Genomic DNA, 11,879 nt, shown 5'->3' with positions numbered 1-11,879 from the left:
CCGATAAGGAAAGGGGCTCCCGTGTGTACGGAAGCCCCGACAACTCAGTGAGGAAACAGTTTACCGCAATAAAGCACATCGTGCGTTTCCGTATGGTTTCGTTGCGGCCGTTACCAGGCTCGCTGCCTAGGCGCCGACCTCGGGCAGCTCAGGAACATTGGTGTCGCCCGTACGGTCGCCGATGCAGATCTGCCACAGCTTGGTCCAGGTGCCGTCGTCCTCAATCTTCTTAAGGAAGTCGTTGACAAAGGCGACGCCGTCGGAATCAAGCGGCAGGCCGATGCCGTAGGGTTCCTTGTTGCCGAAGGGCTTGCCGGCGATCTTGTACTTACCGGGCTCGCGGACCAGGGAGCTCTGCTGCATGTTGTTATCGATGACGTAGGCGTCAACGCGGCCCTGCTGGAGTGCCTGGCGGGCCTCCTCGTCGGTCTTGAATTCCTGCTGGCTGGCCTTGGGGGCAAACTCCTCCAGGATAGCGGGGCCGTTGGAGCCGGACTGGACGGCGACGTTCTTATCGGCCAGGTCGTCGACGCTCTTGATGTCGTCGTTGTCGGCGAGCACCAGGATGGCCTGCTGCGTGTAATAGTAGGGGCCGGCGAAGGAGACGAGCTTCTTGCGCTCATCGGTGATGGTGTAGGTGGCAAAGACGGCGTCGACCTGGCCATTCTGCAGCACGGACTCGCGCGTGTCGGAGGTCACCTGCGTGATCTCGATCTTGTTCTCGCCCAGGATGTAGTTGGACAGGAGCTGTGCGATGCCGGCATCGAAGCCGCGGGTCTTGCCATCCTTCTCGTTGAGGAGGGAGAAGAGCGTGGAGGTCTGGACGCTGCCGATCTTAAAGACGCCGGCATTCTTGACGGCCGTGGCCCAGGTGCTGGCGGCGATGGCGTCGTCGTCGGCCTTGGGGCCGTTGTCGACGAGCTTGTCGAATGCCTTGGCGTCGAGCGTGGTGGAAGCCTTGGTGTCATCAGGGCTCTTGGAAGAGGCGGCGGAGCCCTTGTCGGCCTCGGCGCTGGTGTCGGAGCAGCCGGCAAGACCAAGGCCGGCAACGGTTGCGAAGGTGGCGGCGACAAAGCCGCGGCGGTCGAGAACGACCTGCTGGGAGAGGTTCTTGCTCATAGGAGAACACCTTTCTCAAAAAAATCCTAGTGGTTGAGTAGAGTTATACCCTATTGCGCTCAGATGGGTCAACACGAAATAACTCAGAAACATACTTACCTTATGGGTTATTCTACCTGCCAAAAAGGGACAGGTTTATTTTGGCAGGTTTTATCTGGACAAACGTCGGTTATTGCAGTTGGAACGCTACCTTTTAGCTGGGGCAGGCGCTCGCAGCGGTCGCTATAATGGCGGCAACGCGACGCATATAAAAGTAAGGAGATCGCGTATGAACGGTTATTCGTTTTTCGCACCGACCAAGGTGTTGTTTGGCGCGGGCAAGTTGGGCGAGCTGGGCACGCAGAAGCTTCCCGGCACCAAAGCGCTCATCGTTACCACCGGCGGCAATTCGGTTAAGCGCTTTGGATATCTGCAGCGCGTGGAGGCGGAGCTCGACCGTGCCGGCGTGGCGTACGAGCTGTTCGACCGTATTGAGCCCAACCCGCTGCGCGAGACTGTCAACGCGGGTGGCTGGATGGCGCGCACCCATGGCTGCGACTTTGTCCTGGCGCTCGGCGGTGGTTCGGTCATGGACGGCAGCAAGGGCATCTGCACGGTGGCAGCCAACCCGCATATCGATGCCGAGGGCAACGAGTGCCCCGGTGACATCTGGGACTTTGTGAATGGGGGCACTGCGCTCGGCCTACCGATCCCCAACGATCCGCTGCCGCTTGTCTGCGTGACCACCACGGCGGGTACCGGCTCCGAGGTCGATGCAGGCGGTGTCCTGTCCTGCGAGGACAATGACGAGAAGCTTCGTCTGGGCGATCCGCGCCTGTTTCCGGTGCTTTCGGTCGTCGATCCCGAGCTCATGGTGAGCGTCCCGGCACGTCTGAGCGCCTATCAGGGATTCGACGCCCTGTTCCATTGCGTTGAGTGCTACATCTCAAATACCAACACGCCCATGGGTGACATGGTTTGCCGCGAAGGCATCCGCCGTGCCGCCTCGGCACTGCCTGCGTGCGTCAATAATGGCGATGACCTGGAGGCGCGCTCGAGCCTCGCGTTTGCCAACACGCTCGGCGGCTATGCCATGGATGCCTCGGGCACCACGGGCTCGCATGGTCTCGAGCATGGCATGAGTGCGCATCATCACGACTTGCCGCACGGCGCCGGCCTCATCATGATTGCCCGTGCCTATCACACCTGGATGATCGATCACGGCGCCGTGCCCGAGCGCTATATCGACATGGCACGCCTGATGGGCAATGCTACCGCCAGCGATCCGCACGATTTTGTAGTTGAGCTCACACGCCTGATGGAGGCCTGCCATGTGGCCGACCTTGCCATGAGTGAGTGGGGGATTGCGGACAAAGAGCTGCCGGCCATTGCGCACAATGCCCTGACGACCAACGGCGTCCTGTTCAGCCACGACCCCGTGACGCTGACCGACCCCGACGTCGTCGAGATTCTCAAGAACAGCTACCGCTAACTACCTTGCTGCTTTGTCTCAATTTGTAACATCTGCAGCCGTTTTTGCCGAGTAACTGTTACAGATCGAGATTATCTCCTTAGGGGAATTCGAATGTCTCAATCTGTAACATCTGGACGGCCAAGAGGTCTCTATCTGTTACAGATTGAGACAAAGGTCAGGGACTAAGACGTCTTGTCTAGATCTGTAACAGTTAGACGGGAATTCGGGCCGTAGATGTTACAGATTGAGATAATCGCGCCGCGAAAACAAAAACCTCCGTAGGGGTGCTTTCCTTGCGGAGGTTTTCTTACTCGTTGAGTAGTCTCACGGCTTCGGCGGCCATGTTCTCGACCGTCATGCCGTTCTGAGCGAGCAGCTCGTTGGGGTCGTAGCGGTCGGGGAAGCCCTTGGCGATGCCGAAGGTGCGCGTGCGCAATGGCGTGCATGCCAGATAACATGCCACGCGCTCGCCCCAGCCGCCGTCCAAGATGCCGTCCTCGAGGGTGACGACAACGCGATGCTTGGTGGCAAGGCTGTCGAGGAACGCGCGGTCGAGTTCGGTTGCAAAGCGCGGGTTGACGAGCGTGGCCTCGATGCCGTACTCGGCGGCCAAGCGGTTTGCCACGCGCTCGCCCAGCTCAAAGAAATCGCCAAGCGCGAGCACGGCAACGTCGCGGCCCTGGCGTACGACGTCGTAGCGCGCAACGCCGTAATCGGTGTCCTCGGCAGGCGCCAGATCGGGGCGGCTTACCAGGCCAATACCCGGTACGCGGATCGCCGCGGGATGCTCGCGATGGTCGAGCGACCAGCTCAGCATGGACAGGTATTCCTCCATGCACGCCGGCGCCAAGTAGCGCATGTTGGGAAGACCGCCCAGCATGGAAATATCAAAGAACGAGAGGTGCGTCTCGGATGTGGTGCCAAAGATCGACGCACCAAATACCAAGATGGTTGCGGGGGCATCGTTGAGGCACAGGTCGTGCCACAGTTCGTCGTAGGCGCGCTGCAAAAATGTGCCGTACACACCAAAGACTGGCTTGGCGCCCGAGCGCGCAAGCGCGGTGGCAAAGGTCACGGCGTGCTCCTCGGCAATGCCCACATCGACGAACTGTTTGCCGGCGGCAGCGCGAAGCTCGGGTGTGAAGCCCATGATGTAGGGCGTGGCGGCCGTGATGCCCACGACCTGCGGATCACGCTCGATGGCGGCGCTGAGCGCCTCGCCCGTAATGTCGGCATAGGTGCGCGGCGCAGGCTCGCTCGGATGACCCGGGCAGAGCTTGCGCCCAGTCGCCATGTCAAACGGACCCACGTGGTGCCAGCGCTCCGGGTCGCTCTGGGCTGGCTCAAAGCCCTTGCCCTTGGCGGTGGAGACGTGCAGCACGATGGGGTGATCGATATTGCGCAGTTCCTGCAGCGCGTCGACGAGAGCCAACACATCGTTACCGGCGTCCAGATAGCGGTAGTCGAGCCCCATCGCGCGGAAAACGTTGCGCTCACAGGTGCCGTTGCTGGCGCGCAGCTCGGCCAGATTGCGATAGAGGCCACCGTGGTTCTCGGCGATGGACTGGTCGTTATCGTTGACGATGATGATCAGGTTGCTGTCGAGCTCGGCGGCATTGTTAAAGCCCTCAAACGCCAGGCCGCCCGAAAGCGAGCCGTCGCCAATAACGGTAATGACGTTATACGTGTCACCCGCCAGGTCGCGCGCGTGGGCAAGGCCGCAGCCCAAGCTCACCGAGGTCGAGGTGTGGCCCATGGCAAACAGGTCATGCTCGGACTCGTCGGGATTGGCAAAGCCAGAGGCCTCTCCATAACGCTCCGGATCGATATAAGTGTACGCGCGCCCGGTTAGCGCCTTGTGGGCGTAGGTCTGGTGCGAAACGTCAAAGACAATCTTGTCGATGGGGGAGTTAAACACGCGATGAAGCGCAACCGTGAGCTCAACGACGCCCAGATTGGGGGCAACGTGTCCGCCGACAGCGGCGGAGCTTTCGAGGATGGCGTGGCGAATCTCGCCGCAGAGCTGCGGAAGCTCGGCGCGATCGAGAGCCTTGACGTCCTCGGGCGTTGTCGTTTGCGTAAGCAGCATCGTTGTGGGTTACTCCATGAGAATCGTGCACCGGCACTCCCTCGGCCGGCGCAATTGCACAAGACAGTCTCGCACATTTTGGCGTTTGATATGTGACGGCGGCGCGGTAATTCGCCAACTGGCGGAGCAAAACGTTTTGTCCGATGCCATACTGGTAGATTCAATGATGATTCTATTCAATGCGTGCAGGCCGTGGCTTGCCGCCGTGAGCCGCTGGAAGGAGGCAGCATGTCCGATGCCGTTCGTGCCGAGAGAATCGCGCACGAGGTCGACTATGCCGCCCGTCAGCTGGCCCAGGCGGGCCGTTTGGATCTGACGCGCGAGTTTATCCAACATGGTGACGTGACGGTCTATGCGCACGTGACTTCGGTAGCGCGGGCGAGCCTGTCCTTTGCCGAGCACTTGGGCCGTGCTGGCATTTCGGTCGACCGTGCCTCGTTGCTGCGCGGAGCCCTGTTACACGATTACTTTCTCTATGACTGGCACGATCCCGACCCAAGCCATCGGCTGCATGGCTTCCGCCACCCGTTTTTTGCCCTGGCACGTGCGGAGGAGGATTTCGAGCTGACGCCGCGCGAGCGGAATATTATCGTGCGGCATATGTTTCCGCTGGTGCCGGTGCCACCGACGTGTCGTGAGGCATGGATTGTGTGCCTGGCGGATAAATGGTGCGCGCTGCGCGAGACGGTCGCCGGCCGTCTGCGGCGCAAGGACGAGGCGGACGATGGCGCGAGCAGCGAATCGAGTGAAAAGAGGAGAGGGTAGACGTTGGGAACCACGATCGACATGGCATTTGGCGGCGCGACGCTTGCCGCCTGCCCGCTTTCGGCACTGGTGCTCTCGTTTGCCTTCTACGGTTTTTGCGGCTGGGTGTGGGAATCGACGGTCTGCGCCATGCTCAATCACGGACGATTTGCCAATAGCGGCTTTTTGCTGGGGCCGTGCTGCCCCATCTATGGCGCGGGCGGCATTGCCTGCTGGCTGCTGTTGCGCGGAATTCCTGACGCGTCGAGCCAGTTTGTCGCTGCAGCGCTTGTATGCAGCGTGATTGAGTACAGCGTAGGCGTGCTGTTGGAAAAAACAACGGGCGCGCGCTTTTGGGATTATTCGCACCTGCCGTTTAATTTGCATGGCCGCATCTGTCTGTACTGGGCCTGCGCGTTTGGCTTGGGTTCGTTGTGCATTTGTCGCGTAGTGGAACCGGCGGTGTTGGGCCTGCTCGCCCATCTGCCGGTCTTGATTGTTCGTTTGGCCGCCTTTGTCGTTGCAGTTGCAATGATCGTCGATGCGATTTGCTCGCTGGCCAGCTGGCGCCGCCTGTCCGATCAGCTGGAGCGTGTGCGTGCCGACCTTGCCGACCGCATCAATGAGTCGCTTGCCGACGCGTCCGACTCCATGCTCGAGCGCATTCCCGATTCGACGATTGACTCGGTGGCGCAGACGCATATCCGAAGCCGCGCCGTTAACGCGTGGCTGGCGGAACTGGGCGATGCGGCGCTCGATGCCCTGCGTGAGAAGGCTTCGATGCCGACGTTTATCTCGGATGGTGCTCGCGGCCTGGCACTCGCTGCTCGCCGCGTGGCCGATGCCGCGCCGAGCGTGCCTCGTCCGTCGCTCGCCCGTCTCCGTGCCGGCATGCGCGCAAGCCGTCCGGTGCCGAGTGTGTCGCTCAGCCGTCGCGACCTGCGCTTCTTCAATGCTTTCCCGCGCTTGCACATCAACCGCTACGAGGGCGTCATTCGTGCCACCGACCTTCGCGACCGCGCCCACGAGCTGTTTCGGCGCTAGCCGGGACGAGCGCCCTCGCGGCTCCCTTGCTCGCGTATTTCCCGTACGGTTCGCGCCCGTTGCCGCGCCGTTTCCAAGATTGCGGCACCGTTTCCATTCGACAACGCCGCGTTTAACAACGCCGTATCTGGTCTACACCAGTTGCCCCTCGGCCGCATTATGGGCGCCGACAACGTTCATGCGATCAAGGGGGAGCGAATGTTCGATACGGGACCGACAACGTTTATGCTCATCTGCACCATGCTCGTGTTTTTAATGACACCGGGCCTGGCGTTTTTCTATGGCGGCCTGTCCAGGCGCAAAAATGTCATCAACACCATGCTTATGTGCTTTGGCGCCATTGGCCTGGTTGGTGTGCTGTGGATTGTTGCCGGCTGGTCACTGGCCTACGGCGGCGACGGTTCCAGCCCGTTTATTGGAGGCCTTGACCAGCTGCTGTGCCTGCCGGTGCTCAACCAGGTGCTGCAGGCGGCCGAGGGCAATGCCGCGGACGGTGCCGTCTACCCTCAAATCATCAACATCGCCTTCCAAATGGCGTTTGCCATGATCACGGCAGCTATCGTCACGGGCAGCCTGGCCGGCCGCGTTAAGTTTGGTGCCATGACGGCCTTCCTGGGCATTTGGCTGCTCGTGGTCTATGCGCCGCTCGCCCACATGGTCTGGGGCGGCGATGGCTCCTTTATCGGCGACATCATCGGCGCACTCGACTTTGCCGGCGGCGACGTGGTGCACATTTCGTCCGGTCTCACGGGCCTGATTCTCTGCTTAATGCTCGGCCGTCGTCGCGGCTTTGGCATGGTGAGCTATCGTCCGCATAACGTGCCGTTTGTGGCGCTGGGCGCCGGGCTGCTTTGGTTTGGCTGGTTTGGCTTTAACGGCGGCAGCGAGTTTAAGGCCGACGCCGTGGCGGCACTCGCCATCCTCAACACCGTGACGGCCAGTGCGGCAGGTATGGTCTCGTGGCTTGCCGTCGAGTGCGTGCACACCGGTCGTCCCACGCTGGTGGGTGCCAGCACCGGTCTGGTTGCGGGCCTTGTGGTGGTCACGCCGGGCGCGGGCTTTGTCGAGCCGTGGGCGGCGCTGGTCATGGGCCTGATCGTGTCGCCCGTCTGCTACTTGGCCATCAGCCATCTCAAGACCAAGTTCGACTACGACGACGCGCTCGACGCGTTTGGCTGCCACGGTATCGGCGGCATCTTGGGCGGCGTGCTCACGGGCCTGTTCTGTGTGCCGGAGCTCTCGTGGACCGGTAAGGGCGGCCTGTTCTACACGGGCGACATGTCGCTGCTCATCTCGCAGATTTTGGGCATTGTGGTGACGGTCGCTATTGTGCTGGTACTCGATTTAGTGATCGCCGCGGTGGTCAAGGCGCTGTTCCACGGCAGCCTGCGTGTGGACGAGGCCGACGAGGCGCTGGGCTTGGACGCGAGTCAGCACGGCGAAAGTGCGTACCCTTCGTTTAGTGGTCTGGACTAGCGGTTTCTAACGTTCTGTCAGACCAACTCTTATAAGAGAGGAGTTCACTATGAAGAAAATTACGGCGATCGTTCGTGCCGAGAAGCTTGAGGTTCTCAAAGACGCGCTGTTTGCTGCCGATGTTCGTGGCATGACTATTAACCAGGTGCAGGGCTGCGGCGCACAGCATGGCTGGAAGGAATACGTGCGCGGCAACGAGTTGCTTGTCAACACGATCCCTAAGGTGCAGTTCACGCTCATTTGTGCCGATGAGCATGTCGACGGCATTGTCGAGATTATCTGCAACGCTGCTCGCACCGGAGCCGTCGGCGACGGCAAGATCTGGGTCGAGCCGGTCGAGGAGGTTATCCGCATCCGTACCGGCGAACACGGCCCCGCCGCGGTGTAGAATCGACCGCCTGCCATCCGCAACGTTAAAATACTGCAATGAGGCACAAGACTTGCGTTGCGGATGGACAGATTATGGGGCGTAATAAATATCCCGAGGAGACAGTCGCGAAGATTCTCGACGCGGCGCTGGAGCTATTCTGCGCACAGGGTTATGAGGGGACGAGCATTCAAGATATCGTCGACCGCCTCGATGGCATGACCAAGGGTGCTGTCTATCATCACTTTAAGAGCAAAGAAGAGATTTTCAACGCCGCATTTGATCGGGCAATGGCTCCGATTGTTGAGCGCCGCCGCGCGACACTCGGTGCTGGCAATATGACGGGAGCCCAAAAGCTCAAGCGACTGTACGCGCCCGAGTCTGTCGTTCCGCAAATTGAGCTATGGGCACGCATGCATCCTGCGGCAGATCCGGTAAAAAGCTCGCGTCTACTGGCGATGCAGTACCAGGGCTCGTTCGACGAGTCGGCCGATGGCTGTCTTTTGCCAGTGATCGAGGAGGGCATCGCCGACGGCTCCATTGCGTGCAAATGCCCGCGCGAAGCGGCTGAGGCCGTATCGTTGTTGGCGAATCTTTGGCTGCTGCCGCTGTTCCGTCCGCTCGAGACCAAGGATCGAATGCTCGCTCGCGCGCAATGTTTGGCGCAGATGGCGGCCGCGGTGGGGCTCGATTTGGGTAATGAAGTGCTCCAGACAACGGCTCAGATTTGGGACGTATGGAACCGTGCTGGGTGGTAATATAGATACTGACGGTATGTAATTGATTTGTAAGGGTAGCCACGGCTGCCCTTTTCAAGTCATTAAATACATACTAATGGTATGTATAGGGGGCAGGCTTATGGCTGGAATGCGGAGGAGCAATGTCTCGTTGGCGCAAAAAACAGTGCGATCTATCAGGCTTTTCGGTCTTCTTGTTGCACAGCTGTGCGCGTATTCGATGTTGTCGGCACTGTGCTTTGCGTGCCCGCTTTACTTGTTCGATTGCAGCGGCTCGTCAACGTTATATGGTGCTGTCGCGGCGATAGCGTTCGTGCCGGGCGTGCTTGCGACTCCGGCTGGCGGAATCTTGGCGGATCACGGGAGACATCGCGGGGTTCTTGTGGTGCTCGGCATTGTTCTGATGGCTGCATCACTGCTGTTTATCCCCATGAAGTGTTCGCTGCCTCTTGCGGTTGTCGTGGCAGCAATGCTTTGCGTCCAATATGGCATCCAATCGCTGCTGAAACCGATGCTTCAAATTGAGACGGTGCACATGATGGGCCAAGAAAAGGTTGAGCGTGCCACAGCGTTGGTCTCGCAGGTAACCATGGCGAGCAATATCTTGGGGCCTGTAGTCGGGACGGCAGTCTATGGGTGCTTTGGTATCGATGCTCTATGCGAAACCGCGGCGTTGACGTTTGCGATGTCAGCCCTGCTGTTCGGGGGCGCACTCAAGCAAAATGCCTCATCTGGAATGACAGGGGACGGTACGACTTGCTCGACATGCCGAAGCGATTTTCGGGAGTCGATTCGGTACCTGTTTCAAAACGCATCATTGCTCGTTGTGTTTTTGCTTGCGGCTATTTTGAACCTTGCGTTAGTTGGGTTAACGATTGGTGCTCCCGTTATTGTTGCAAAGCATCTCGGAATGCAGTCATCCTTTGTTGGGATTATTGAGGTGGCTATGGGCTTAGGTGGTTTTGTCGGCAGTGGTTTGGTCGGTATTTGGCCGCATCGTTTTTCCTTCAAGGGCATATGTCGATATGTTGCGATGATTTGTTTTGGAGTCGTACCGATTATTGTCACGCTACTGAGCGGTCCTGATGAATTAGCGTTTGCCGCGCTTGCGGCCGGCTCGGCATGGGTCATGGCGTGGGCAAGCATTGCATCGGTCGGAATCGTTTCATTTGTTCAGCGGTCAGCGCCAAAGGAACTCTGCGGAAAAGTGCTGGCACTCGTTTATATGACACTTTCCTGTGCAACGCCTATTGGCCAATTGGTTTACGGGCTTGCATATGATCGATGGGCTCCGGCGATTGTATTCGCAGGCATGTTGGCGGTGCTGACGTCGACGACGGCGCTGTTTAATCGGCTGAAAAGTCGCTTATGGCGAATGTCTTAAGGCGCTGGGGGACCGTGAATTTGTGGAGACAGTGGCACGCCGCGCCGGGACGGCATTGTTTAGGCATGCCTCTCCTTCGTCTACAATATCGTGCAGACGAAGGAGAGGCGTATCCATGATCAAGATGTTTGCGAGTGACTTAGACGGAACGCTGCTGAACGCCCTGCATGAGGCGGATGGGACCATCCGCCGTGCCATTCGCGAGCTGACCGAGGCTGGCCTGCATGTGGTTCCTGCGACCGGGCGCTCGACGTTGCCGATCGGCGAACATGGCTTTACGGGGCTGGCGCTCGATGCCTGCTGCTCTAACGGCTCCATTGTGCGCGACAGTCATGGCGAGGTGCTCAAGACCTGGACCATCGATCCGCAGATCACCGAGGAGCTGCTCAAGGAGTTCCCGGACATTTGCTTTGATTGCTCCACGCCCGATGGCATGTTCTCGAGCGGCTCGTTCGAGATGCATCAGGCGGGCTTTAAAAAGGACAGTCCTATCAAGCGTATCGTGATGCGTGGCATGCGTGCACGTGGCGGGTATCACGAGGAGCAATATTTCGACCAGTCGATCGGTGACATCCTGCGCCACGATGTGTGCAAGATCAATTGCCGTGTGATCTCGCCCGAGCTGGAGCGCGACCTTAAGGCGTATTTGGCCGAGCGCTCGGACCGCGTGGTCAACGCGCCGTTTGACCCGGTGATGTTTGAGATCACGGATGTGGCATGCAACAAGGGCGAGAGCGTGGCCTGGCTGGCGGGCTACTACGGCATTGCCGAGGACGAGGTCGCGGTCTACGGCGACGGCGGCAACGACATTGCCATGCTCAAGCGTTTCCGCCACAGCTACGCGACCAAAAACGCTAGCGATGCAGCTAAGGCCGCCGCGAGCGCGACCATCGGCAGTTGCATGGTCCACGCCGTTCCCAAACACATGCTTGCCACCATGCACAAGCAGAATTCCTGCACCGTAATCGAATAATGTGACAAAGGGACAGCCCCTTTGTCACAGGTGACGCTGGTCTCTTGAAATACGAACAAACATTCGCATATCTAACTGCGCTTTGATAGAATTGATACTGTTGGCGGCAGTTCCATGTGCCGGGCAACGCCCTCCATCTGATGGGAGGTGATGCCCATGACCGATCTGATTGATTTCGTGAGACTTCTGACCGCTTTGGTCTCGTTCTCCACGGCGCTCGTCGGGCTTTCCGAGGCACTCAAGCAACGTTCGAAGCAACGTAAAAGGGGTCGCCGCCGCTAAGGCGTTGACCCCTTAATCCAAGCAACGGCGCTGCCCAGCTTTCCAGAACTTGGGCTGCCGTCGACACTATTCTACCCACGAATGACATTTTGAACAATCGGCAATGCCGCTCCAAAAGCCAGGCACAACTGGCACCTTGATTATCGACTTCATCCGAACACCTCCCACATTCATCCGTACATGTACGGATGAATGTGGGAACCCGATACCC

11 protein-coding genes are annotated in these 11,879 nt (G+C 59.4%); 9 read left to right on the top strand and 2 right to left on the bottom strand.

Going from position 1 to position 11,879, the window contains the following annotated elements; translation table 11 throughout:
- Nucleotides 1–126 precede the first annotated feature (126 nt).
- Nucleotides 127–1,119, bottom strand: coding sequence for a glutamate ABC transporter substrate-binding protein (locus I2D57_RS06090; protein WP_195361847.1), 993 nt, complete (start codon nucleotides 1,117–1,119; stop codon nucleotides 127–129).
- Nucleotides 1,120–1,387: 268 nt separating this feature from the next.
- Between I2D57_RS06090 and I2D57_RS06085 the strand changes: the two genes are divergently transcribed.
- Nucleotides 1,388–2,590 carry an iron-containing alcohol dehydrogenase gene (locus I2D57_RS06085; RefSeq protein ID WP_195361846.1) on the top strand — a complete coding sequence of 401 codons (1,203 nt, stop codon included), beginning with the start codon at nucleotides 1,388–1,390 and terminating at the stop codon, nucleotides 2,588–2,590.
- Between the two features lie 289 nt (nucleotides 2,591–2,879).
- On the opposite strand, the gene I2D57_RS06080 is transcribed toward I2D57_RS06085, so the two are convergent.
- Nucleotides 2,880–4,661, bottom strand: a complete 1,782-nt coding sequence (locus tag I2D57_RS06080; RefSeq protein ID WP_195361845.1) for a 1-deoxy-D-xylulose-5-phosphate synthase — start codon at nucleotides 4,659–4,661, stop codon at nucleotides 2,880–2,882.
- A 228-nt stretch (nucleotides 4,662–4,889) separates the two neighbouring features.
- Between I2D57_RS06080 and I2D57_RS06075 the strand changes: the two genes are divergently transcribed.
- The 8 genes from I2D57_RS06075 to I2D57_RS09995 all read left to right on the top strand — a co-directional run bounded on the left by I2D57_RS06075 (nucleotide 4,890) and on the right by I2D57_RS09995 (nucleotide 11,668).
- Nucleotides 4,890–5,426, top strand: coding sequence for an HD domain-containing protein (locus I2D57_RS06075; RefSeq protein ID WP_195361844.1), 537 nt, complete (start codon nucleotides 4,890–4,892; stop codon nucleotides 5,424–5,426).
- A gap of 3 nt (nucleotides 5,427–5,429) precedes the next feature.
- Nucleotides 5,430–6,449 carry a putative ABC transporter permease gene (locus I2D57_RS06070; RefSeq protein ID WP_229055654.1) on the top strand — a complete coding sequence of 340 codons (1,020 nt, stop codon included), beginning with the start codon at nucleotides 5,430–5,432 and terminating at the stop codon, nucleotides 6,447–6,449.
- 198 nt (nucleotides 6,450–6,647) lie between these two features.
- Nucleotides 6,648–7,925: an ammonium transporter gene (locus I2D57_RS06065; protein ID WP_195361843.1), complete on the top strand. Its 1,278-nt coding sequence runs from the start codon at nucleotides 6,648–6,650 to the stop codon at nucleotides 7,923–7,925.
- A gap of 49 nt (nucleotides 7,926–7,974) precedes the next feature.
- Nucleotides 7,975–8,313 (top strand): P-II family nitrogen regulator, encoded by a 339-nt coding sequence (locus I2D57_RS06060; protein ID WP_117734256.1) that lies wholly within the window; start codon nucleotides 7,975–7,977, stop codon nucleotides 8,311–8,313.
- A gap of 74 nt (nucleotides 8,314–8,387) precedes the next feature.
- A complete protein-coding gene (locus I2D57_RS06055; RefSeq protein ID WP_195361842.1) occupies nucleotides 8,388–9,050 on the top strand; it encodes a TetR/AcrR family transcriptional regulator in 663 nt (220 codons plus the stop codon).
- A 100-nt stretch (nucleotides 9,051–9,150) separates the two neighbouring features.
- Nucleotides 9,151–10,413 carry an MFS transporter gene (locus I2D57_RS06050; protein WP_195361841.1) on the top strand — a complete coding sequence of 421 codons (1,263 nt, stop codon included), beginning with the start codon at nucleotides 9,151–9,153 and terminating at the stop codon, nucleotides 10,411–10,413.
- Between the two features lie 115 nt (nucleotides 10,414–10,528).
- The gene (locus tag I2D57_RS06045; RefSeq protein ID WP_195361840.1) at nucleotides 10,529–11,386 is read left to right on the top strand and encodes an HAD family hydrolase; all 858 of its coding nucleotides are present in this window, start codon (nucleotides 10,529–10,531) and stop codon (nucleotides 11,384–11,386) included.
- Nucleotides 11,387–11,542: 156 nt separating this feature from the next.
- On the top strand, nucleotides 11,543–11,668 hold the full coding sequence (locus I2D57_RS09995) for a hypothetical protein (RefSeq protein ID WP_260699404.1): 126 nt from the start codon (nucleotides 11,543–11,545) through the stop codon (nucleotides 11,666–11,668).
- Nucleotides 11,669–11,879 lie beyond the last annotated feature (211 nt).

The organism is Collinsella aerofaciens (genome assembly GCF_015553355.1).
GTDB classification, from domain to species: Bacteria; Actinomycetota; Coriobacteriia; order Coriobacteriales; family Coriobacteriaceae; genus Collinsella; species Collinsella aerofaciens_V.
Note: the sequence above shows the minus strand (reverse complement) of the source record. Positions and strands in the feature narration are given on the sequence as shown.